The following is a 23,617-nucleotide window of genomic DNA, read 5'->3' on the forward strand; positions in this document are numbered from 1 at the left end:
CAACGAAGCGCTGCGACTCAGGCGGTAGGGTCAATCGTGAAACCGTCGACGATGGGGCGCAGCTTTGCGAAGTGCGGCGAAAGCGCCGCGTCGAGCTGGTCCAGCGTCCAGCGGGTCTCGTTCTCGAACACCTGGCCAAACTGCGGGCCGTCGATGATCGTGACCTGCTTGCCCCAAACCACGAACACATAGCCAGAAATGCGCTGTGCGCGCGCGGACGCGAGATAACCCACGAACGGCCCGACGTTCTCCGGATCGAAGTGATCGAAGCCTTCCTCGGGCTTCTCAAACATCGCAGCGGTCCCGCCACCCATCGTCATGTCGGTGCGTGCACGCGGCATGATCACGTTCGCCGTCACACCGTACTTGGCCAGCGCCTGCGCTGCCCCCATCGTCATCGCGACGATGCCGGCCTTCGCGGCTGCGTAGTTCGGCTGTCCGACCGAACCGAACAGGAACGCCTCGGACGATGTGCTGATCAGGCGCCCGTAGACCGTGCCACCGGTGTTCTTGGCCTGCTCGCGCCAGTACGCCGCTGCATGACGCATGTTCACGAAGTGCCCCTTCAGGTGCACGCGCACAACGGAATCGAACTCCTCCTCGGTCATCGAGAAGATCATCTTGTCGCGACAGAACCCGGCGTTGTTGACCACGATGTTCACGTCGCCGAAGGTGTCGATCGCCGTCTTGAACAACGCTTCGGAATCGTTCCAGTCGGCGCAGTCACCGTAGACCGTGATCGCTTCACCACCGAAGGCGCGGATCTCTTCGCGTGCGCTCTCCGCAGCTTCGCGCGCTGCCGGCAGACCGATTTCATTGATCACCACGCGTGCCCCCTGGCGCGCGAGCTGGATCGCCTCGACGCGGCCCAGACCACGGCCTGCACCGGTGACGATCGCGACTTTTCCGGACAGATCACTCATGTTCAGCTCCTTGCTCAGTTCAGGCGTTCGATGATCGTGCCAGTGCCGACCGAAGCGCCGCAGCACATCGTGACCAGCGCGATCGACTTGTCCATGCGCTCGAGTGCATGCAGCGCGGTCGTGATCAGACGCGCGCCGGTCGAACCGACCGGATGACCGAGCGCGATTGCACCACCGCTCGGATTGACCTTCGACATGTCCGGCTTGAACACGCTCGCCCACGACAGCACGACGGCAGCAAAGGCCTCGTTGATCTCGACCAGGTCGATGTCGCTCATCTTCATGCCGGTCTTGCGCAGCACCGCATGCGTGGCGTCGATGGGGCCATCGAGGTGGTAGTAGGGGTCGGTGCCGACCACCACGCCACTGATGATGCGCGCACGCGGCTTGAGTCCGCGACGCTCGGCCTCTTCACGACTCATCCACAGCACGGCGGCGGCACCATCGGAAACCTGCGACGAGTTGCCTGCGGTGTGGATGCCTCCTTCCTTGACCGGCTTGAGTGTCGCCAGGCCCTCTGCAGTAGTCGGGCGCACGCCCTGGTCGCGCGTCACCAGACGCTTCTCGCCGGTGGGCTTGCCGTCCTCGCCAAGCACCGGAGCCTCCACCGTGATCACCTCACGGTCGAAATGACCCGCTGCCCACGCAGCCGCCGCACGACGCTGCGATTCGAGTGCAAAGGCATCGACGTCGGCACGCGTGAGTCCGCGATTCTTCGCGATGCGCTCGACCGAACCGAACTGATCCGGCGTGCTGTCCCACGGCCAGTCCGGTGGCTGGAAATAACCCGGGCCGTTGTACACGTTCGCGCCCAGTCCGACATGACTCATCACCTCGGCCCCGCAGGCGATGCCGATGTCGACCTGCCCGGCGTTGATCAGCGCCGAGATCAGGTGGTTCGCCTGCTGCGCCGAACCACACTGCGTGTCGATCGTCGTCGCACCCGGAACATAACTGATCCCCATCGAAAGCCACGCGTTGCGGCACAGGTTACCCGCCTGCTCACCGGCCTGCGTCACGCAACCACCAATCAGTTGATCGACGTCTTCCGGCTTGACGCCAGCCTTCTCGATCACCGCGCGCTGCACCAGCGCCAGCAGATGTGCCGGGTGAATCCCGGACAGTTCCCCAACCACCATCTTGCCGCGCCCTATGGGCGTGCGCAGTGCTTCCACGATCACGGCTTCACGCATCGTCGACTCCTCGTTTGCGGGTACATGGACCGGTGACACAGCTGCCACACGGCAACGGCAAACCTTGCCAGGTTTTGCGTCAGGGCGCCGATTGTGGGCCTTGGCGCACTCAATGCAATGACAATACGCTTCGCCGGGCCCTGACATCTGGACTCAGGCGCCGAAGGTATGGGACGCAGCGCAGACGATCGCTATGATAGCCGGCTTCGTCAACCACGCCACACCATCGCGACACAGGAGCAGCCGATGAAACAATACCGATTCGATGACGTGGACGCCCTGCAGCAACTCGTTTCGCCGGATTTCGGCGCCTGGAGCACCGAAGTCGAGATCACGCAGGATCTGATCGACCGCTTCGCGGATCTCTCGGGCGACGACTACTGGATCCATACCGATCCGGAGCGCTGCAAGAAGCAGAGTCCGTTCGGCACCACGATCGCGCACGGCTTTCTCACGCTGGCGCTACTGCCGAAGATGGTGCAGCAGGCAAGCTACGAGCTGACCGGCTACAACAACATCCTGAACTACGGTTCGAACAAGCTGCGTTTCACCGGTGCGGTTCCCGTCGGCAGCCGTATCCATTCGCGCAACCGCGTTAAATCCGTCGAACGCCTGCCCAAGGGCACGCAACTGACGATCGAGAGCAACGTGCATGTGGTCGGCCAGGAGCGACCGGCGCTGGTCTACGAACTGATCGTGATCTACATGTGACGCGGGCGCCGGCAACGGCGCCATCGGCGATGGCTCACGGCCTGCACAGGGTGTCGCAAAAGCCGGCGGGTCGAGGCAAGCAGCGCGCGACGACTACCTTCGCACCGGTGGAACGCCGTCGATGCATCCCTGCAGGCTCGAGCGCCGCATCCTTGCGGCGCACGCTTCACGGCGTATTGCGACGGCCTCTGCAATTGTTCAGCCCGAGACGGTGCCGCGCTTCGGTTGCCACTCGGGCACCAGGTTCAACTTGCGGCAATGACGCTGCGCCATCACGGTCTGTCCGTTCAGCTCGCGTGCCTCCGGTGCGCTCGCCAGCCAGACCACGACCGCAGCCGGAACCGACATCGGCGCTCCACCGTAGAGCTCGGCAAAGGCCTCACGGTCCGGACGCATCTCCATCGCTTCGGTCATCACCAGTCCGGGCTCCATGTTGAAGAACTGCAGTGCGGTGCCGGCGTATTCGACCTTCAGCACGCCTGCCATACGGATCAGCGCCGCCTTCGATGCCGAGTAGGCAAAGCCCCAGCCTCCCTTGCCCGCCGGCGCCGGTGGATCCATCATCCCGGACTCCGAGACCACGTTGACGATGCAGCCGGATCCGGCTTCGAGCATATGCGGCAGCACCCGCTGGATCGTGTGCACGTTGGCGAACACGTTGCCGAGGAACATGTCGTGCAACTGCTTCTGCGTGAGCTCACTGATCGGTGACATGATGCCCGGTCCCTGGTAGATGCCGTTGTTGACCAGCAGGTCGATACGACCCCATTCGGCATAGGTTCGTTGCACCGCCGCGTCGATCGAGGCCAGATCGAGCAGGTCGAGACGGATCGGCAACGCGCGCCGACCGACGGCTTCGATTTCAGCGGCCGTGGCACGCAGGCTACCGGGCATCGGTTTGATCTCGGAGTCGCGCGAGCCGTGCTCCCAGGCTTCACCCTCTTCCAGCGTACGCGCAGTCACGACCACGTCATAACCCTTGCGCGCCAGCGCAAGGGCGGTCGCCTTGCCGATGCCGCGGCTTGCGCCGGTGATGAAAGCCACTTTCCCACTCATGTCCGCCGTTCTCCGTTGTCATGATGATCAAGCGCGCAGGGTATCATCCCGCACGACCTGCTGGCGCACCCGCCACGCATTGTTGCCATCCCGACCACGAAGCTGGAGCCGCCCGATGACCACCCTTCCCCACTGCCCTGCGTGCCGATCACCGCATACCTGGATCGACGGCCTGAACTACGTGTGCCCCGAATGTGCGCACGAGTGGCCATGCGACAGCACGGACGAAGCTGCGCCGAGCGACGATGCACCGATTCACGACGCCCACGGCAATGTGCTCGGCGACGGCGATACGGTGATCGTGATCAAGGATCTGAAGGTCAAGGGCTCATCGCTGGTCGTGAAGGTCGGCACCCGGGTCAGGAACATCCGTCTCGTCCAGGGAGACCACAACATCGACTGCCGCATCGAAGGCATCGGTGCCATGCAGCTCAAGTCCGAATTCGTGCGCAAGGCGTAGCTTCGACGGCAGAGTCCGAGAGGGTGTCGCAAAAAAGTACGAGGCGCGTGGCAACGCCTTCGCAGCGGGGGGCGTGTGCCGCAGGGATGCGGCACCCGAGCCTGCAGGGATGCATTGACGGCGTCCCACCGCTGCGAAGGCGTTGTCACGCGCCGGTCATGGCAATGCTCGAAGGGCTTTGGCGACAGCCTCTTGAAACCCCTGCCCCGACCCCCATCTGGACAATGTGCGTCACCGGCCCAGCCGCGCGGGACGCCAGCAACGAACGCAACAGAGTCGGAGGAAGACGATGTTCACGTACCTGACGAATGGAGAGCGCAGTCTGTTCGACGAATTCGAACGACTGCAGCAGGAGATGGACCAGTTGTTCAGCGTCCGCCCGCGCGGAGCGATTCGCGGCGGAAGGATCGGAGCCTTTCCGCAGATCAATATCGGTGCGACCGAAGACGAGGTGCACGTCTACGTGTACGCACCCGGATTCGAGGCCTCGCAATTCGATGTGACGATCCAGCAGAACGTGCTGAGCCTGGGTGGCCATCGTGCGCCGGAGCCGCGCGAGCAGCGTAGCTGGTACCTGCGCGAACGCTTCGACGGCGAGTTTCGCCGCGCCGTGACGCTGCCGGAGGATATCGATCCGGAACACGTGGAGGCGAGTTATCGCAATGGCGTCCTGCACCTGGCGATCAAACGGCGTGCTGCCGTACGTCCGCGCCAGATTCCGATCGCCTGACTTGAGGAGGACACAGCAATGAGCGAACGCAATCCCGCACCGGGTCAGACTGCTGCACCGGCGGCCAGCGAACCGGCACTGCGCCCGCATGTCGACGTCTTCGAGGACAAGGACGGCATCACCCTGATCGCAGACCTGCCCGGCGTGGCAGCGGAGCAACTGCGCGTGCAGGTAGACAAGGAAACGCTGCTGATCGATGCCAGGGCCGACGTCGCGGTGCAGGCCGGTCTGCAGGCGCTGCACGCCGAGGTACGCAGCAAGGCGTATCGGCGCAGCTTTGCGCTGAGCAGTGAACTCGACCCTGACCGCATCGAGGCACGGCTGAAGGACGGGGTGCTGCGTCTGCACATCCCGAAGCGCAGCGAAGTGCGTCCGCGCAGGATCGAGGTGCGCGTCAACCCGGACTGAACGATACGGTCCGGTCCTCGACGGGGTGTTCGGCGCGAGTCGAATGCCGGACACGGTACCGGAGCCTGCGTGCTCCGGTATCAATCCGCCCGGTCTGTCCGGCGATTGCGTCTCGCACGCAACGCCGCAATCAGGCCCCGGTCGTCTTCCGTGCCGCACCCCTGCGATCGGCACCACCCTTGCGTGCGCGTTCGGCAATGATGTGTTCGGCAAATTCCACGTGCTTGAGATGACCGTTCTTTGCCAGCCACACGATCGAGTCGCCTAGCGTCTCGCGGGTATCCCGGAACTCGATTCCGAGTTCGCGCTTGATCTTCGAATCGTCCGACGGCGTCCACTCGGTCGCGTACCAGACCGCCTCATACGTGATCGGAATCTCGAAGGTGCGCATGCTGTACAGCAGGTCTCCCAGCTTGCCGATCGTCTGTGCCACCCGCTTCGAGATGTTCACCCGCCGCAGCCGCGCACCGACCAGGTCTTCGAGCATGTCGGCCATTTCGGCCCACGTGAAGTACTGTCCACCCATCATGTAGCGTGCCGGAGGACCCCCGCGTTCGATCAGCCTCACGTGTGCCTCTGCCAGATCGCGCACATCGACGATCTGCGTCCCCGATGTGGTGACGATGTAAATCACGTCGAGCAGCGTCATCAGCCCTGCCATCGCTTCACTGAGCCCCGGATCATCGGGGCCCATGATGCTGCCAGGGTACGTCGTGTAGATGCATGCACCATTCTGCTGCAGACCTCGCACGTACAGATCTGCCTCGATCTTCGAGCGCCCGTACCCGACGCCCTGCGTGCCAAGCGGTGAATTCTCATCCACCTTCTTCAACCCCGGATTGAACAGTGCGGTGCTGCTCGAAACCTGCACGATACGGTCGATGCCCTGCTCCACCGCCCCGCCTATCACCAGCTCGGTACCACGCCGGTTGGTGCGGATCGTCTCCAGCGCATCGGTAGCCCGGACATTGACTGCAGCCGCCGAGTGCACCACCGCATCGCAATCGCGCAGCGCACGCATCACGGATTTCTCGTCCGCAATGTCACCCTTCACGTGTTCGAGCGTATCCAGGCCGAACGGTGCCATCACCCGGCGCATCTTGTCGGGGCTGCGCACCAGCAGGCGCACCTCGTGGCCCGCCTCGTGCAATGCCTTTACGGTGTGGAAACCCACAAAGCCGGTGCCGCCGGTAACCAGCACCCGCATGCCGCTGCCAGTCCTTCTGCGCACACTCCTTGCCATGCAATCTTCCTCTCAGAGATGTCGTTCGATGATCTGCCCCAGATCCACCCGTGCGCCAAGTCGCGTCGCGAGCAGGTACATGCCGCCCAGCTTGCGGTGCAGGAACATGGAATCCGCGGGCGGATTGTGCCGGTAACCGCTGCGAAAGCCCAGATCCATCGCCGCATCGCGCAGCCGCGTCGGCAGATCCGATGCGGCAAAATCGTAGCGCCCCCGGACAAGCAGCGGCTCGCTTGCAAGCTCGAACAGATCGAGCAGCGCGTCACGGTGCGACGCGCGCAGGTCACGCGAAAAATACCCGATCGCATGCGCTCCCGCGAGCAGCTGTCCACGATCCCCATCGAGCGCGCCGCGAAACAGTTCGCGGTAACCGGCGACGATACGTCGTGAATAACGCCGCGTGGCGCCGAAATCGAGCAGCGCGATGCGCCGGGCCGCCTCCTGATAGCGGTAATTGGCGAAGTTCGGGTCGGTCTGCACGAGGCGGAATTCGAAGATTTCGCGAAACAGCAAGCGGAACAGCAGCTCGGCGATCCGGTCGCGAACCAGCTGGGTGGCCACTTCCATGCCCTCGAGCGGCCTGCCCGGCAGGTAGCTCATCGCGAGCACCTTGCGGCCGGTCAACTCACTGTCCACCACCGGCGTCACGAAGTCGGGATCGTCGGCAAGCAATGCCGCAAAACGCTGCATATGCCCTGCCTCGCGCAGATAGTCGGCCTCGGCGCGCAACTGGCGTTTGGCCTCATCGAGCAGCGGCCGAATCTCGATCCCCGCAGGCAACAACCGCGTGAGACGCAGCAGCGTTGCCACGTTGTCGACATCGCTGTCGATCGAGCGCGCCACGCCGGGGTACTGGACCTTGATCGCCAGCTGGCGGCCGTCCAGCGTGGTCGCACGGTGCACCTGTCCGATCGACGCCGCCGCGATCGGCTGCCAGCCGAAGTCCGTGAACAGTTGCTCCCAGTCCCTGCCCCATGCCTCGCGCAGTACCGCCTCGAGCTGCTGGCGTGGCATCGCCTGTGCGTCGGCGCGAAGACGCGCCAGGATCGTCGCCAACTCGGGCGGCAACAGATCGCCGCTGTCCATCGACAGCAACTGCCCGAGCTTCATTGCCGCGCCGCGCAGCGTCGCCAGTTGTTCGGCGAGCCGGCGGGCATTCGCCGGGGTCAGCAGCAGCTCGCGTGCCCGCGGCAGGTCCCCGCGCACGATCCGACGCCCGCCCTCGGCCAGAAAACCGCCCGCGATTCCCGTCGCCAGACGCGCCATCCGTCCGAATCGGGCCAGTCGCCCGCTTGGTACCGGTGCGTCGCGCCGCCCGCCACCTCTGTGCGCCACCCCTGCCCCTCCGTCACTGCGCCGCCTGCATTGTGCGTGATCGCGGCGGCGCCTGCACGCGCGCGAATCACACGACCCGGCACACGGACGCTGTGTACAATCCTGCCTTCCCTGCCCATGTGGATCGCGCCCGATGCGCCGAAACCGTTTCGACAGCACCGAGGCACGTGGATTCAGTTGGCGCGCGCTCGCCCTGATTGCACCGTACCTGCTCGAGTACCGCGGGCGGATCGTGTTCGCGCTCGGTTGCCTCGTCGCTGCGAAAATCGGCAACATCTGGGCGCCGTTCCTGCTCAAGCATGCCGTGGACGCCATGGGCAGCAACAGGGCTTCCTGGCTCGTGGTGGCCGTCGGCATGGTCGTCGCCTACGGCATGGCACGCCTGGTCAACGTGCTGTTCGGCGAGATCCGCGACACCCTGTTCGGACGCGTCACCGAGCATGCCATGCGTCGCATCGGACTGCGCGTGTTCGAACACCTGCACGCACTCGACCTCGATTTCCACCTGGAGCGACGTACCGGCGGACTCGCACGTGACATCGAACGCGGCACCAGCGGCATCAGCTTCCTGATGCGCTTCTTCGTATTCAATATCGTGCCGACCGTAGTCGAGATCATCGTCGTTGCAGCGCTGCTGGCGTGGAACTACGGCTTCGGCTACGCGCTGATCACGCTGGTGTCGGTGCTTGCCTACGCGGGCTTTTCGGCAGTCACCACCGAATGGCGTACCGGATACGTGCGCGAGGCCAACCGTGCGGATTCGGCGAGCAATACGCTGGCGATCGACAGCCTGCTGAATTACGAGACGGTGAAGTACTTCGGCAACGAAGCGCACGAGATACGTCGCTACGACGCCGAGCTGGCGAAGTGGGAACAGGCACGGCGCCGCAACCGGCTGACGCTGTTCGCGCTGAACGGCGGGCAGGCGCTGATCGTGGCACTCGCCATGACCGCGGCCATGGTGCTGGCCGCTGTTGACGTCAGTCGCGAGCACATGACCGTCGGCGATTTCGTGCTGATCAATGCGTTCATGATGCAACTGTTCATGCCGCTCAATTTCCTCGGCATGGTGTATCGCGAGATCAAGGGATCGCTCGCCGCGATCGAGCAGATGTTCGGTCTGCTCGCCGTACATCCGCGCATCACCGATCGACCCGGCGCAACGGAGCTTTCGATACGCGATGCGGAAGTGGAATTTCGCGCGGTGTCGTTTCGCTACCATCTGGATCGCCCGATCCTCGATTCCGTGAGCTTCCGCATTCCTTCAGGCCACAAGGTCGCGGTCGTCGGCGCGAGCGGCGCCGGCAAATCGACGCTGGTCAAGCTGCTGTTCCGCTTCCACGACCCGGACGCCGGTGCAGTGCTGATCGACGGGCAGGACATTCGCACGGTGACGCAGGCTTCGCTGCGTGCAGCGATCGGGATCGTGCCGCAGGACACGGTGCTGTTCGACGCGACGCTGTTCGAGAACATCCGCTTCGGACGCCCGGACGCGAGCGAGGCCGAAGTCCTGGAGGCGATTCAGCTCGCGCACCTGCAGGAATTCGTCACCGCACTTCCGGATGGCCTCGCGACACGCGTCGGCGAACGCGGACTGAAACTCTCCGGCGGCGAGCGCCAGCGCGTCGCGATCGCACGCACGATCCTGAAGCGCCCGCCGATCCTGGTGTTCGATGAGGCAACATCATCACTCGACAGCCGTTCGGAGCGGCTGATCCTCGATGCACTGGCAACGATCGCCAGCGGCCACACCAGCCTGGTCATCGCACACCGGCTTTCCACCGTGGTCGACGCCGATCGCATCGTGGTGCTGGCGCACGGGCGCGTGGTCGAACAGGGTCGGCACTCCGAGCTGCTCGCAGCCAACGGCGCCTACGCAGCACTGTGGCGACACCAGCAGTCCGGCGCAGGATCGATCCCTGCCGCTGCACACGAGACAAGCTCGCCCCATGAGGCTGGCTCGCCCGTTGCCTGAGCCAGATGCGGGGCATATGCTCGCGAAATGCAGCCAGACAAGCACGATCCCGGACCCTCCACGTGAAGCAACTCGCCAGCAAGAACGAGCTGCGTGCCGAAATCGACCGGCAGGTGCGCGAGTTCCTGCAGCACGGCGGCGCTGTGGAGGAAGTCGCTCGCGGCATCAGCGGTCGCGATCCACAGCGCGGTCCACCCGGCGGCTTCCACGGTTTCGCCCCGCGCCCCAAGGAAGAGCGCACCTACGTTCCGGAAGTGGTCGCCGCCATCGAGGCACGACGACGCAAGGCAAAGGATAAAGGCCCGGTGCCACGTGTGCGCCGTGGCATGATACGCAAACCCGTCTACGATGACTTCGGCGAACCGGTGCGCTGGGAATGGGTCGATCAAGAGGCTGCGTCGTCGTGATGCGACCTGCCCGGCGTCAGCTTCATCGCACTGGATGTCATCGCCTACCAGCACAGCGACAATGACGCTGCCAGGTCCATCAACGACCGCTGCTGTGGAATGTCGGCTGCGCGCAGGGCTTCGAAATCGTCGGTCCGATCCATGCCGAACAGCAGCCCTCCTTCGTTGTCAACCCGAGTGGATGAGTCATGAGAGCTGTACGCGGGTGAACAACTGCAACGCTGCACGTTGCACCGCACGTTGCACCGTTTGCATTTGTCCGGCGTCTTTATTAGTCTCGGAACGGCTGCGGGGATCATTCGTCATCGACGCCCCGCAAGTGCGCTCTCTCCACAACAACTAGTAGAAGGAGATGGGATATGCATCGTGCCCGCCGTTCCGGCTCTGTTCTGTTCATCCTCACACCACTGGCATTCGCGCTGCAAACGGGCAGCGTGTTCGCACAGGACCCGAGCTTCACACTCGAGGAGATCATCGTCACGGCACAACGGCGCGCAGAGAACGTGCTCGAAGTGCCGATCTCGATAACTGTGGAAACCGCCGCCTCGCTGCAGAAAAAGGGCGTCACCACACTCGAGGGACTGTCACTGCAGACGCCGAGTCTCGTTACGCAGGACGGTGGGCGCATTTCTTCGGTAGCGATCCGCGGCCTCGGCAGCGCAGGCCTCGATACGGTCGAGAGTTCGGTGGGCATCTACATCGACGAGATCTACTACGGACGCAGTCGTCTGTCGCGCAACCCGCTGTTCGACATGGACCGCATCGAGGTGCTGCGTGGTCCCCAGGGAACGCTGTACGGGCGCAACACGATTGCCGGTGCCATCGCGATGCACACTGCGCGTCCGACCGAGGAATTCAGCGCACGCCTGCTCGCCGAAGCCGGCAACCTCGACTCGCACAAGCTCGAAGGCAGCATCTCCGGTCCGCTGGCCGACAACTTCGCGATGCGCCTGGCCGTGCTGAACAGCAAGCGCGGAACCTATCTGAAAAACGAAATCGGGCCCGACGGCGCTGGCCAGGACACCGAAGGCTATCGCGTATCGGCGAGCTGGAATCCTGCCGAAGATCTGTCGCTGTTTGCAAAATACGAAACCATGGTGCACGAGCAGGTCGGCGTCTTCGACCAGCTCGTGGGCGATCCTTTCGGCGTGTGGGCGCACTACCCCGGAATCGATCTGCGTCGCGACCATCATCAGCAGGTCAACGGCATCGGGCCGCAGGCACTGAAGCACCCGGGCGGCTACTTCACGTCGGAGGCTGCCGCGGTACACCTCAACTGGGATCTGCCCGGCGGCTACAGCCTGAAATCAGTCAGTGGCTGGACTACCTACGACGCACGTTCGCGCGACTGGATAACGGCATCACCGGACTCTTCGCTGACGATCAACGGCATGACGGAGCGCGTCGAGTACTGGAGCCAGGAACTGCGCATCATGTCGCCGGAGGATCGCCCGCTGCGTTTCCTGGGTGGTGCCTTCATCGATTACTACGACGTGAAGACGCTGCCGCAAGCCGGCTCCGGCGCCACGCTGAACCTCGGCAACAGCATCCTGCCAGCAGTGGTGCAGGGGCTGGCGACCAGTCCTGCCCTCGCATTCCTGGGACCTCTGCAGCCCAGCGTCGCAGCAGGTTTCGCGAACGGCACCCGGGAGTATTTCCGCCTGACCACACCGTCCGGAGACCCGGTCAGCGGGGTCAGCAACCTCGACCAGTTGATCAAGACCTGGTCGGTGTTCTTCGAGGGGCAGTACGACTTCAATCCGAGCTGGCGCCTGACGCTGGGCGTGCGCTACGCGAAGGAAAGCAACGACACCCGCATGGGCAAGGGGACCTTCTATCACAACGGTCTGGGGCTGCCGTGGGGCGCCTTCCCGACGCCGGCGCAAATTGCCGCCAGCGCCGTGGCTGCCGACCCGACGCTGGCCGCGGTGAGCGCGTATCTGCCGTCGATCTACGCCGGTGTGACCACGCGGGAGATCGCACCCGGACTGCCGTTCAGCATGCTGCCGCTCGTGATCGCAGCTCCCGGCGGCACCCCGCTGGCCAAGGACAGCCTCGACGAGGACCACTGGATTCCATCGCTGAAGCTGCAGTATTTCCCGCGCGACGACGCCATGTTCTATCTGACCGTTGCCACCGGTTTCAAGGCAGGTGGTTTCAACAGCTCGAACATCAACGTCTATACACGCGCCGGCGACACCTTCGGCGGTGAGGAAGCCCTCGCGATCGAGATCGGCGGCAAGCTGACGCTGCTCGAAGGCCGCGCCCAACTCAATTTCGCCGTATTCCATACGAATTTCGACGATATGCAGGCATCCACGATCTCGCCGCAGGGTGCAGCAACGGTGGTCAACGCGGCGAAGGCGGTTTCGCAGGGCTTCGAGATCGATGGCACCTGGCGCATCACCGAAGCACTGACCGCCGGTGCCGCGTGGGCATGGCTGGACGCGCACTACGAGGATTCGAAGGAACTCAGTTGCGGCGCGTACATGAAGTCGCTGCGGCAGATGCAAGGCGAGGACTTCACGACCAGGCCGTGCACCTTCCGCCTCGACAAACTGCCGAACGGCAAGGACGATCTGCAACGCGCACCACGCAATACGATCACCGCATGGGCGGAATACCGTACCGCACTGAGCGATGCGTGGGAGTTGCAGCTTTTCGCTACCGTGAATCGCCGCGACAAGGTCACGACGATGCTGGATGCTTCCCTCTGGACCCAGCCGATCACGATCCTGAATGCACGTATCGCACTGAACCAGACCCGCGACGACTGGACGGTGGCGCTGTTTGGCAACAACCTGCTCGACGACGACGGTCTGTTGCTGCTGCAGGAGAACTCCGGCGGCGCAGTCAAGGGCATCATCACGACGCCACGCATGTGGGGACTCCAGCTCGTCAAGAACTGGTGAACATGCAACGCGGGGGCTGGCTTTGCGACAACCCGGGACACAGGAGACCTGAATGAGCGCGGCAACCGCACCGTCGATCGACATGAAGGGGCGCACCGCGCTGATCACCGGTGCAGGGGCGGGCATCGGACGCGGCATCGCGGAAGCCTTCGGCGCGCTCGGTGCACGCATCATCGGCGCCGAGATCGATCCCTCGCGCGCCACGGCGACCCAGACAGCGTTGCGCTCGGCAGGAATCGCCGCCGAGATCCACGTCTGCGATGTGCGCGACAGCGCACAGCTTCGCGCACTCTGCGCCGAACTCGACGCCTGCGGTGAGGGCCTGGACACGCTGGTCAACAACGTCGGTGATTCGATCGGGGAGTTCATGCACCCCTTCGATCGCGCCCCGGAAGAACTGTGGGACGCACTCTACGCAATCAATCTGCGCCATGTGTTCACGGCGTCGCAGGCGGCGTTGCCGCTGCTGCGCCGGCGTGCGCCCGGCGCGACGATCATCAACGTATCGTCGATCGAGGCATTTCGGGCGATTCCGATGTGTCCGGTCTACTCGGCGTTCAAGCACGCGATCACCGGCTTCACCAGGAGTCTGGCGCTGGTGCTCGGCCCCGAGGGCATCCGCGTCAACACGATCGCGCCGGAAACCACCGAGACCGAACAGGTCAAGCCATCGCAGTACGTGACGCCGGAACGGCACGAGAATATCGCGCGCTGGACTCCGCTCGGACGTTTCGGCGAACCCCGCGACATGGCCGGCTGCGCGGTGTTCCTGGCGAGCGAGCTGTCGGCCTGGGTCACGGGCACGACGGTGAACGCCGATGGCGGCGCACTGGCCGCCGGCGGCTTCTACCGCACCCCGGGCGGCCACTGGACCAATACGCCGATCGTCACCGGCGACGGTTTCGGTTTCAGCTGATTCGTCATCACATACAGTCGTATACTCGCATCCAGCTTCATCAGAAGGAGGACACGACGATGCTGCAGGTCAACATCCACGGCCCCGGTGACGTGCGACTCGATCCGGTACGCGAACCCGCGACCGGTGCCAACGACATCATCGTGCGTACCGGTGCCTGCGGGATCTGTGGCAGCGATCTGTCCTACATCGACATGGGCGGAATCGCCATCGCACCGGGTGGCACGATGGCCTTGGGACACGAATTTTCGGGAACCGTGGAAACAGTAGGTCACGCCGTGCGCGATCTCGTCCCCGGACAGCGCGTGGTGGTCGATCCGATGCTGACTTCAGACATCGGCAACGGCGGCCCCGAAGGAGCATTCACACCACTCCTGCTGGTACGCAATGCCCGCCTCGGCGTGAACGTGCACGAAGTCCCCCACGACATGCCGTTCGAGCGTGCCGCACTGGTGGAGCCGCTCGCAGTCGCCATGCATGCAGTCAACAACGCTGCACCCGATGCGCAGGACAAGGTCGTCGTCTACGGGGCCGGCTGCATCGGGCTTGGGGCGATACTGGCCTTGCGCCACCGCGGCGTGCGGGAGATCGCCGTCATCGATCTGTCGGACGAGCGCTTGCGTCGGGCACGTGAACTCGGCGCAACGCTGACGCTGAACCCCCGGCGCGACGATGTGCTGGCAGGGCTGCGCGCCGCGCACGGCGAAAGCGAAGTCTACGGCACACCGCTCACCGCCAGTTCGGTATTCATCGAGGCGAGCGGCGCAGAAGCGGCATTCAACGAAATCGTGCGGATCGCCCCGTTCGCAGCGCGTGTGATCGTGGTGGCGCTGCACAAGAAGCAGGCGTCACTCGATCTGATGCTGGTCATGATGAAGGAGCTGGCGATACGCGGTTCGATCGGCTATCCGCAGGAGTTTCCCGAGGTGATCGCAATGCTGCGCAACCCCGCGCTCGACGTCGGGCCGATCATCAGCCACCGTTTTGCGTTGAAGGATTTCATGCAGGCATTGGCCACGGCACGTAACGCCGCGATTTCGGCCAAGGTGATGATCACCGCTTTCGAGGGCTGAAGCAGCGGCCTCAGTCCACCAGGCTCCTGATCACCGTCACCGGCACGCGGGACAGGCGCAGCACGTCTCTGGCAACCGAACCCATGACGACGTGGCGCAGGCCGGTGCGCCCGTGCGTGCCCATCACCACGAGATCGAAGTCCATCTCGGCGGCATAGCGTGCGATCGCTTCGGCAGCATTCCCCACTGCGATATGCACCGTGAACTCCTGCCCCGCGCGTTCGAGCAACGCACTGGCGTCCTGTAATGCTGCGCGTCCCTCTTCACGGTAATGCTCGTCGAGAGATTCCCGCGCGATGAACATGCGCACATGACCGGTATCCAGCGGCATCTGCACGTTCAACAGATGTGCATCGATCATGCAGCCCGCCGCGCGCAAGCGCAGCACATGCTCCACCGCGCGCAGCGCGTGCTGCGAACCGTCCACTGCCAGCAACACACGCAAGCTCATCGTTCACCTCCTTGCCGATCGATTTGCCAGAACCCGGAATCTCCGCTCATGCCTCGGGCTCGCGCGGCTCCACCACGATCGTGCGTGCCGCGCGCACGGGTGCACCGTGCTGGCGCGCCATCCACTTGCCAACGGCGACCACCAGCACCGCGCCGGTTGCTGCACTCGCCGTGCCGATCCAGTGTGGTGCTCCGGCGAGCAGCGACGCCACGCTGATGTCGGTGACCAGCATATCCCCTGCAATCCAGCCGAGCAGCGCAGCCCCGAGCGTGATCACGACCGGGAAACGGTCCATCAGGTGCAGCACGAAACGACTGCCCCACACGATGATCGGAATGCTGATCACTATCCCCAGTACCACGAGGACCATGCTCCCTTTGGCAGCACCCGCGACTGCGATCACGTTGTCCACACTCATCACGGCATCGGCCACGATGATCGTACGGATTGCACCGGCGAGCGTGACGCTCGCAACGACCTGCCCATGCTCCTCGGGCTCCGGCAGCAGCAGCTTGACGCCTATCCACAGCAGCAGCACTGCTCCGACCGCCTTCAACAACGGCAGCGCAAGCAATTGCAACGCGAAGAAGATCAGCACCACGCGCAGCCCGATCGCACCGACCATTCCCCAAAGTATGCCGAGGCGGCGTTGCTCGGGTGGCAGCTTGCGGCACGCGAGCGCGATCACGACTGCGTTGTCCCCGCCGAGCAGGATATCGATCATGACGATCTGCCCGAGCGCGATCCATAACGCTGCGCTGACCAGCGAGTACTCCATGCATACCTCTCAATGCGACAGCGGGACGCGGCGCAGAGCCAGCCACAGCAACGCCAGCAGCGTCAGCAACCCGGCCAGCGACTGGTAGTAGCCGACCGCGACGATGCCATAGTGCGTTGCAAGCCAGGTTGCCAGGTACGGCGCGAGCGAAGCGCCGAGGATCCCGGCCAGATTGAACGACAACGAAGCACCCGTGTAGCGCACCGCCGTGGGAAACAGTTCCGATAGCGCCGTACCCAGCGGGCCGTAGGTCAATCCCATCAGCGCAAGGCCGATCGACAGGAACGCCAGTGCATCGAGGCGATCAGCGGTGCTGAACAGCGGCTCGAAGAACAGCCCGAAGACAATGATGGCCACGGTTGCCGCGATCAGCACCGCAAGTCGGCCACGGCGATCGGCCAACGCTGCCGACAGCGGGATGGTCAGCGCGAAGAACAGCACCCCGACCATCTGCAGGATCAGGAATTCCTCACGTCCGAAACCGAGTGCGGTAGTACCCCAGCTCAGCGAAAACACAGTCATCAGGTAAAACACCACAAAGGTTGCCGTGGCTGCAAAGGTGCCGAGCAGCAAGGTGCCGCCGTGGTTTGCGACGACCGTAAACATGGGAACAGGCACACGTTCGTCGTTCTCGATCGCACGCTGGAAAGCCGGTGTCTCGGTCAGTTTGAGACGCACGTAGAGCCCGACCAGTACCAGCGCCGCACTCGCCACGAACGGAATGCGCCAGCCCCAGGCAAGGAACGCTGCATCGTCGAGCCAGTGGGCCAGCAACAGGAAGGTTCCGGTCGAACAAACAAAGCCCAGTGGTGCACCAAGCTGCGGGAACATCCCGTACCAGGCGCGCCTGCCATGCGGGGCATTCTCGGTTGCGAGCAGCACCGCACCACCCCACTCTCCGCCGAGCCCCAGGCCCTGTCCCAGCCGGCACAGCGCGAGCAACGCAGGGGCCCACACGCCGATCGATGCGTAGGTTGGCAGCAAGCCGATCACCACGGTCGACAGACCCATCGTCGAGAGGGCTGCCACGAGCGTCGCCTTGCGCCCGATGCGATCTCCGAAATGTCCGAACAACGCAGAACCCACCGGACGCGCGAAGAAGGCGAGCGCAAACGTCGCGAGCGACTGCAGCACCGACGAGGTGGGATCGCTGGCCGGGAAAAACAGCTGCGGAAACACCAGCACCGCCGCCGTTGCATAGATGTAGAAATCGAAGAACTCGATCGTGGTACCGATCATGCTGGCAAACAGCACCTGGGCCGGCGAGTTCAACCTGCCTTGCACCGGCGTTTCCTGCGTCAGGGCATCATCTGCAAGGCACGATCCTGCTGTACCGGCATGTTCGGTCAGCGATGACATTCACGTCCTCATGTACCTGGAGCCTGCACAACGCATGCCTGCTCGAGCGGGCGACCATCATGACAGAGGAAGACGAAGAAAACACGGCCCTTTTCGTTGGCGCAGGCGCAGGCCCAGGACAACCGTGGCGGGGTTGCGTCCACCCGCAACCCCGCCACGATCATTCATTGCGCCCCGTCCTGGTTCAGAGACCAGAACTCATTTGGCAGGATGCTCCTTCAGCCAGGCTTCCTTCGCGGCCTGGTATTGGGGCAGGGCTGGCCGGCTCATGTACGCCTTGTGCACCGCGTCCATCTGCGCCTGCATCTCGCCGGTGGCGGCACGCTGCAGGATGCTGGGATCCAGGAAGCTTGGATCGAAGCAATCGTGTGCGTTGATCGTCTGGTTGATGTACGTCGTACGCTGCGCCTGCACATCGATTGTCAGCGTATTGAAATTGCCGAGGTTCGGCTGCCCTTTGCAATCACCATTCCAGTACGGTGCGTAGCGCGTGTGCCAGATCTTCCACAGGGTGTCCTTCTTGTCGTAGAACTCGCCGTGATAGAAGAACGGTGCGCTGGCTTCCATGTACAGCACCTTCTTGCCGTAGGGGTGATAGTCGGGAGGCGTTCCCTCGACGACGAACACCTTGCGCGGCTGGTATCGGGTATTGATGTAGTTCCAGTGCGGCGGGTTCTTCACATCGACCCAGTTGTTGATGTCATGCAGCTTGTTGGCGTAGTTGAGGTCCGGCATGTCGACGACCTCGAGCACATGACGCTCGGCAACGCACTTCCAGTTGCTGTACCACATCGGGTTTGCCTGCAGACCCTGGCTGTCGTCGTTCAGCAGGTTCATCTTCGGCTGCGGATCGATCCACGACTTGCCGCCCGGGGTGCGCCGCGTACGCCGCATCGCGCGCACATACACATAACCTTCGTCTTCCTTGGCATCGCTGTACTGGCGGTTCAACACGCCGATCCCCGCGATGTCGTAAGGTGCCGTCAGCACCAGTACGAAGCGTGCGTGCTCGTTCGGCAGGCCCGGCAGCGTAGGTGTGTCCCCGTAGCGACCGTCCCACTTCATGACGACGTTCTGCGCTACAAAGTTGTTCACCACACCAGCCTTGGCGTCGAGGATGAATACCTCGCCGGTTGCAGCCCAGCTGTTCGTGATCGTCGGTGCCGCGTAGTAGTAGTTCCACACCAGCTTCTGGCCGCACTGCGGATCATCGGCGCGGATCTGGTCCATCGGGAACGGCACGCCGGCGCCGGCATAACCCTTGATGCTGCCGTCGGCTGCGATGCTGGCCTTGCCGGCATTCGCCTTCGTCGCCTGCTCCCACTCGTTGCCGAACTTCACCTCACTCGAGTGTTCGAGCGGCATCTTGAGTCCGTACTTGCGCACCTGCTCCTCGAGCGGCCCGGTGAGCAGATCCCTGATCTTGTGACCCTCGAAGGTGTCATCGGCAATCGCATCCAGATTGTCGGCACTGATGACCGTGCCTTCGGGCAACTCCTTCGCGAGGATCGCGGCCGACCCCGCAGCGAGCGCTGCCCCGGCCAGTGCCGTCAATCCGCTCTGCATCAATGTTTTCAGTTTCATGTCTCTACTCCTGGAAAAACCCGGTTCGCATCGGTTCAGAACTGGTAGGTGATGTACAGAACCAACTGATCGTCGTCCTTCAACGCACCGAAGATGCTGGCGTCATCAGGCGGGAAACCGCCAACCATTCTCGTGGTTTCGCCACCAAAGGCATGGTCGTACTCGAGCTTGAAGCGCCAGTTTGCCTGGTACTGGTACTCCACGGATGGAATGATCATGCCGCCCTTGTAGGTGAAGTCGTGCATGAGTACCAGCGTGGCGTTGAGGTTGTCGCCCATGAACGGGTTGCTGAACACGACCGTACCAATGACGTTGTGCGTCTTGTAATAGCCGCTGCCGTCAAAGCGTATTACCCGGTCCTTCTTGTCCGCATCGGGTATGTGCCAATCGAAGATCTGGATCGACAGCAGGCTCGCGTTCGAGGTGCCCAGCACGTCCTGCAGCCGGGGATTCATGTCCAGACCGAAGACGTAATTGAACATATCCTCCTTGACGATGGGCAGCGAGCCGTCGTTGGCGAGCCGCGACATCGGCCGGTCCGGCGTATAGGCGATCTCTGCGCGGTAGACCGCGTCGATCGACGGAATGAAGCCCGAAATGGACGCACCGACGGTATCGGTCTCCGGCAGGATGAACTGCAGCGGGTTGCCGTGCTTGGGATGGTCGAAATCGGTGATCAGGATGGGATCCTGGAAACCGCCGCCGACGCCGTGGTAGTAGCTGAACGCGTAGGTGATCGGCTTGCCGAACAGGGATTCACCCTTCCAGCGGAAACCGTAGTGTGGATCCTTCGAATCTGCATCGACTCCATGGCCCTTGAAGTCGAAGTTGTTCTTGGCGATGCCGCCGTGTTCGATGCTGGCCAGGTTGATGCCCTTGGCCATCGCGTTCGACCAGCGTCCACCGAAGGTCGGGTCGTCGTTGCCAAGCTGCGTCGCGTCGTCGAGCCCGGGGCGAAGCAACAACTGCAGCGAGCCATCCACCGTCGGGAAGTTGATTTCGGTATTGATCATGATCAGCGGCTTGCGCACTTCCTCGCTGCTCGCGTTCAGGAACTTGCGCCAGCGCAGGTCGGAGCCGTGGATCACGTCGGTGGCGTGGAAGAAGTCGGTTTCGCCCCACACAACCTGCTGGCGTCCGATACGGAAAGCCAGACGGTCATTGGGCGCCCAGTCGAAGAACAGCTCGCGAACGTCCGCTTCGCGATACTCCTTGCGGAAATCCGCGGGTGCACCATAGAACTTCGTCCAGCGCTGCAGCGATTTCTCGTACTTGGTGAGCTCATCGTTGCTGAAGCGGGTACGGATCACCCAGTTCAGCTCCCCCGTCGGCCCCTGAACGTCGAAATACAGCGACTGGCGGTTCATCGACAGATCCCAGCGGTCGTATTCGTAATGCCCCCTTGGATCCGGCTTCTGTACGCGGTCGGCGTTCCAGCTCAGGTACTGCCGGGCCCAGCCGTGCAGGTTCCAGCCGCCCCCCAGTTCGAGTGCATTCACCACCGGTGTCATCGCCAGGGCCAGCGCCGAAACACCCACACGCAGACCATGACGCTTCAAGCGTGACTTCAAGCTCGTGCTCATCTCCCTACCTCCACGTTTTATGGGCAGCCTTGCCGCGCTGCCGGTTCTCGAACTGCTGAAACATCCCGTGATTGCACTGCAAACCGGACTTGCCTCGTTGCGTGTACCACAAGTCAGCGTGCACTCACAACACTCATGCCCTGTCGTCACTTGCCTCGTTCACTGATGGTGCGCCTTCAGGTCACCGAAAATGAAACGCGGTTTGAACAGATAAGCCAGCGTCGGCATGATGATCAGCGCACTGACCGCCGATACCGTCAGCCACAGCGCGATCATCCGGGCCATGTCCGCCTGAAAGCGCAGCGACGAGAAGATCCAGATCACGATCGTTACCACCAGCACGGTACCGGTGACCAGCACGCCGCGCCCTGCACTGTTCATCGAATCCTTCATCGCCTTGAACACATTGCCGTGCTGCAGGACTTCCTCGCGGATGCCATCGGCGATGTAGAACGAATAGTCCACGCCCAGCCCGATGCCCAGTGCCACCACCGGAATCGTGTTGATGCTGAGACCGATATGCTCGAAGGTCATGTAGGCGAAGGTCACCGTGTTGGACAGTATCACCGGCACCATGAAATACAGTCCGGCCACCGTCGAGCGATACACGACCATCGAGCACAGCACGACCACCAGCAGGCCAAGCGCAATGGCCTCGATCTGCCCGCGCAGCAACACGTCGTTGGCCGCCGCCAGCACGCCGATGAAACCGCCGGCCAGCTTGAACTCTGCATGCTCCATCGGATGTTCATCGATGAATTCACTGAGCTGGTGAATCATCGTGCGGATGGTGTCGCCCTTGTGGTCATAGAAGAACAGATTGATGACCGCATTCTGGTAATTCAGATCAGTCAACTGCTCGACCTCGCTCGCGTCGGCGTGGCTGAAGTTCAGGTACAGGAACTGGGCGTTGTCCTCCGCGGTGCCGGCAATCTGGTAATAGCGCGGGTTGCCTCCATGCAGTGCCTGGTTGGTCGAGGCGATGGCGCCGACGATCGAGTTCGATCCGCCGACTTCGGGCTGGCTGGTCATCTGCCGCTCGAGCAGCGCCATGGTACGCAGCACCTCGGGTTCGGTGATCGCACCCTTGTCCTTGCCCTGCGCGACGATGAACATCTTGTCGGAACCGGGATAGTTCGCGTTGATCGTCGACGAGGCAACGTTGTAGACCGAATCCTGGTGCAGGATCGGCGAGCCGGGATGCAGGTCACCGACGCTGACACGAAACGCGTAGAACAGCGATACGGCGAACAGCACACCCGATACGCCCACGACCACCCAGCGCGACGTGCGTCCGGTGCATATCCGCAGGCAGCCATCGAGAATACGGTGCATCAGCGGCGCCAGATCCAGCGGATGCGCAAACTTTCCCGTGGTCTTCACGAACGACAGCAGCACCGGCGTCAGCAGCACCGCGGACACGAAGATCGTGCCTACCCAGATGGCTCCGATGATCGAAACCTTCTGCAGGAACGGGATGGGAGTCAGCAGCACCACCAGGATGGCGGCTGCATCGGCCAGCACCCCTACACTGCCGGGGCGAAACATCTCCCGCAGACTACGTTCCGCCGCTTCGCCAGCCGAAAGCCCTTGTCCGAGTGCATTGATGTCGTCGAAACGCGTCACCAACTGTACCGCGTGCGAAACGGATCGCGCCGTGATCAGCAAGGCCACCACGGCGATCAGGGGATCGAGGTTGAAGCCCAGCAATTCGCCGATGCCGAGTGCCCAGATGGCACTCACGGCTCCGGACACCAGCGGCAGGAAGGTCCCGCGATACGAGCGATTCAGGAGAAACAGCAGCGCTGTCAGCAGCCCCAGGGTAAGCAGCGCAATCAGGCCCGTCTCGGGCAGATAGTAGCCGACCCAGCCGACCAGAATTGGCTGCCCGACCATGTAGACCTTGACTTCAGGCCCTGCATGTTTCGCGATCAGATCGTTGATCTGGCCGAATATCTGCTCGCTGTCGACCATCTGGTCATAGAAATCGACGGTGATCAGCGCCGACGCCAGATCCTTGGCGACGTAGTTGCCGTACACCAGCGAGTTCTGGATCACGCGATCGCGCAGTTGCTCGATGCCTTCGGGCGTCTTCGGGATGTCCGGCCACATCAGCGGCACGGACTCCAGACTGTCGCTGGTGCTGACGACCGTCGAGAGCTTCTTCGACGCGAGCGACGTGATGCTGGCCGAATTGACGCCGTGCACCTTGCGCAGGTCGTTGGTCAGCTTGCGAATCGTCTTCAGGATCTCGGGCGTGAAGATCGTGCCTTCGCGCGCAGCCACCATGATGCTGACCATGTTGGCGCCGCCAAAGGAGCTTGCGTACTGGTTGTTGATCTCCACCCAGGGATGGCCGGTAGGCTCGAAATCCGAGAAAACGGTCTTGATCCGGATATGCGCAGCGAAGTAGGCGAAGACCAGCGTGAGCGCAGTGAGCACGATCAGGAACACCCAGCGTCTGCGAATGCAGAACGCGGCGAGCCTGGCAGTCAAGGTATCACCCATGGTTTCCTCTTT

General features: G+C 63.1%; 20 protein-coding genes. 9 read left to right on the top strand and 11 right to left on the bottom strand.

Features of this window, described 5'->3' with window-relative positions:
* Positions 1 to 17: 17 nt before the first annotated feature.
* Entirely contained in the window at positions 18 to 923 is a 906-nt protein-coding gene (locus tag H7A12_07055) for an SDR family NAD(P)-dependent oxidoreductase (protein MCP5320567.1), read from the bottom strand.
* A gap of 14 nt (positions 924 to 937) precedes the next feature.
* Positions 938 to 2,116, bottom strand: coding sequence for a steroid 3-ketoacyl-CoA thiolase (locus H7A12_07060; GenBank protein MCP5320568.1), 1,179 nt, complete (start codon positions 2,114 to 2,116; stop codon positions 938 to 940).
* Between the two features lie 246 nt (positions 2,117 to 2,362).
* Between H7A12_07060 and H7A12_07065 the strand changes: the two genes are divergently transcribed.
* Complete coding sequence (locus H7A12_07065) at positions 2,363 to 2,827, top strand: MaoC family dehydratase (protein MCP5320569.1); 465 nt, start codon at positions 2,363 to 2,365, stop codon at positions 2,825 to 2,827.
* 198 nt (positions 2,828 to 3,025) lie between these two features.
* Here the strand turns inward: H7A12_07065 and H7A12_07070 are convergent, their stop codons facing one another.
* On the bottom strand, positions 3,026 to 3,883 hold the full coding sequence (locus tag H7A12_07070; GenBank protein ID MCP5320570.1) for an SDR family oxidoreductase: 858 nt from the start codon (positions 3,881 to 3,883) through the stop codon (positions 3,026 to 3,028).
* A 115-nt stretch (positions 3,884 to 3,998) separates the two neighbouring features.
* On the opposite strand from H7A12_07070, the gene H7A12_07075 reads away from it, so the two are divergent.
* The 3 genes from H7A12_07075 (at position 3,999) to H7A12_07085 (ending at position 5,481) form a co-directional block, all read left to right on the top strand.
* Positions 3,999 to 4,343, top strand: a complete 345-nt coding sequence (locus H7A12_07075) for an alkylphosphonate utilization protein (GenBank protein MCP5320571.1) — start codon at positions 3,999 to 4,001, stop codon at positions 4,341 to 4,343.
* A 289-nt stretch (positions 4,344 to 4,632) separates the two neighbouring features.
* The gene (locus tag H7A12_07080; GenBank protein MCP5320572.1) at positions 4,633 to 5,073 is read left to right on the top strand and encodes an Hsp20/alpha crystallin family protein; all 441 of its coding nucleotides are present in this window, start codon (positions 4,633 to 4,635) and stop codon (positions 5,071 to 5,073) included.
* Between the two features lie 18 nt (positions 5,074 to 5,091).
* Complete coding sequence (locus H7A12_07085) at positions 5,092 to 5,481, top strand: Hsp20/alpha crystallin family protein (GenBank protein ID MCP5320573.1); 390 nt, start codon at positions 5,092 to 5,094, stop codon at positions 5,479 to 5,481.
* 130 nt (positions 5,482 to 5,611) lie between these two features.
* On the opposite strand, the gene H7A12_07090 is transcribed toward H7A12_07085, so the two are convergent.
* A complete protein-coding gene (locus tag H7A12_07090) occupies positions 5,612 to 6,724 on the bottom strand; it encodes an NAD-dependent epimerase/dehydratase family protein (GenBank protein ID MCP5320574.1) in 1,113 nt (370 codons plus the stop codon).
* A 12-nt stretch (positions 6,725 to 6,736) separates the two neighbouring features.
* Complete coding sequence (locus tag H7A12_07095) at positions 6,737 to 7,990, bottom strand: AarF/ABC1/UbiB kinase family protein (GenBank protein MCP5320575.1); 1,254 nt, start codon at positions 7,988 to 7,990, stop codon at positions 6,737 to 6,739.
* A gap of 202 nt (positions 7,991 to 8,192) precedes the next feature.
* Between H7A12_07095 and H7A12_07100 the strand changes: the two genes are divergently transcribed.
* The 5 genes from H7A12_07100 (at position 8,193) to H7A12_07120 (ending at position 15,342) form a co-directional block, all read left to right on the top strand.
* On the top strand, positions 8,193 to 10,034 hold the full coding sequence (locus tag H7A12_07100) for an ABC transporter ATP-binding protein/permease (GenBank protein ID MCP5320576.1): 1,842 nt from the start codon (positions 8,193 to 8,195) through the stop codon (positions 10,032 to 10,034).
* Between the two features lie 62 nt (positions 10,035 to 10,096).
* The gene (locus H7A12_07105; protein MCP5320577.1) at positions 10,097 to 10,441 is read left to right on the top strand and encodes a hypothetical protein; all 345 of its coding nucleotides are present in this window, start codon (positions 10,097 to 10,099) and stop codon (positions 10,439 to 10,441) included.
* Positions 10,442 to 10,800: 359 nt separating this feature from the next.
* Positions 10,801 to 13,353 (top strand): TonB-dependent receptor, encoded by a 2,553-nt coding sequence (locus H7A12_07110; GenBank protein ID MCP5320578.1) that lies wholly within the window; start codon positions 10,801 to 10,803, stop codon positions 13,351 to 13,353.
* A gap of 52 nt (positions 13,354 to 13,405) precedes the next feature.
* Complete coding sequence (locus H7A12_07115) at positions 13,406 to 14,269, top strand: SDR family oxidoreductase (protein ID MCP5320579.1); 864 nt, start codon at positions 13,406 to 13,408, stop codon at positions 14,267 to 14,269.
* Between the two features lie 59 nt (positions 14,270 to 14,328).
* Positions 14,329 to 15,342 carry a zinc-binding dehydrogenase gene (locus H7A12_07120; protein MCP5320580.1) on the top strand — a complete coding sequence of 338 codons (1,014 nt, stop codon included), beginning with the start codon at positions 14,329 to 14,331 and terminating at the stop codon, positions 15,340 to 15,342.
* A gap of 10 nt (positions 15,343 to 15,352) precedes the next feature.
* Here H7A12_07120 and H7A12_07125 read toward each other — a convergent pair whose 3' ends face one another.
* From H7A12_07125 to H7A12_07150, 6 genes are all read right to left on the bottom strand, one after another.
* Positions 15,353 to 15,793, bottom strand: a complete 441-nt coding sequence (locus H7A12_07125; GenBank protein ID MCP5320581.1) for a universal stress protein — start codon at positions 15,791 to 15,793, stop codon at positions 15,353 to 15,355.
* A 46-nt stretch (positions 15,794 to 15,839) separates the two neighbouring features.
* Positions 15,840 to 16,571 (bottom strand): TerC family protein, encoded by a 732-nt coding sequence (locus tag H7A12_07130; protein ID MCP5320582.1) that lies wholly within the window; start codon positions 16,569 to 16,571, stop codon positions 15,840 to 15,842.
* A gap of 9 nt (positions 16,572 to 16,580) precedes the next feature.
* On the bottom strand, positions 16,581 to 17,930 hold the full coding sequence (locus tag H7A12_07135; protein ID MCP5320583.1) for an MHS family MFS transporter: 1,350 nt from the start codon (positions 17,928 to 17,930) through the stop codon (positions 16,581 to 16,583).
* 198 nt (positions 17,931 to 18,128) lie between these two features.
* Entirely contained in the window at positions 18,129 to 19,514 is a 1,386-nt protein-coding gene (locus H7A12_07140) for a DUF1329 domain-containing protein (protein MCP5320584.1), read from the bottom strand.
* Between the two features lie 35 nt (positions 19,515 to 19,549).
* A complete protein-coding gene (locus H7A12_07145) occupies positions 19,550 to 21,097 on the bottom strand; it encodes a hypothetical protein (GenBank protein ID MCP5320585.1) in 1,548 nt (515 codons plus the stop codon).
* 159 nt (positions 21,098 to 21,256) lie between these two features.
* Complete coding sequence (locus tag H7A12_07150; protein ID MCP5320586.1) at positions 21,257 to 23,605, bottom strand: MMPL family transporter; 2,349 nt, start codon at positions 23,603 to 23,605, stop codon at positions 21,257 to 21,259.
* Positions 23,606 to 23,617 lie beyond the last annotated feature (12 nt).

This window comes from Pseudomonadales bacterium (assembly GCA_024234165.1).
Taxonomy (GTDB): Bacteria; Pseudomonadota; Gammaproteobacteria; order Pseudomonadales; family UBA5518; genus UBA5518.